Source organism: Cobetia sp. SIMBA_158 (assembly GCF_046566945.1).
Classification (GTDB): domain Bacteria; phylum Pseudomonadota; class Gammaproteobacteria; order Pseudomonadales; family Halomonadaceae; genus Cobetia; species Cobetia amphilecti.
The window spans coordinates 1-236 of record NZ_JAWJYL010001078.1; the positions used below are offsets into that span (position 1 = coordinate 1).

The window sequence follows — 236 nt, forward strand, 5'->3', positions numbered from 1 at the left end:
GGCACGCTCACCGTCACCGGCAACCGCAAGGTCAACAGCACTCTGACCGTCACCGGCGACATCACGTCCGCTGCTGACGCCCGCATCAAGACCGACATCGAGACGCTGGAAGGCGCACTGGAGAAGGGCAGACAGCTGCGCGGCGTGAGCTACCGACACAAGAAGACCGGAAAGGACAGCACCGGCTTCATCGCTCAGGAAATGCGAGAGGTGCTGCCGTGCCTGGTGCATGCCGG

At 64.0% G+C, this 236-nt stretch carries 1 protein-coding gene; it reads left to right on the forward strand.

Going from position 1 to position 236, the window contains the following annotated elements:
• Positions 1 to 236, forward strand: a 236-nt coding sequence (locus tag R2R70_RS23095; RefSeq protein ID WP_410979358.1) for a tail fiber domain-containing protein, incomplete at both ends; no start/stop codon positions are given.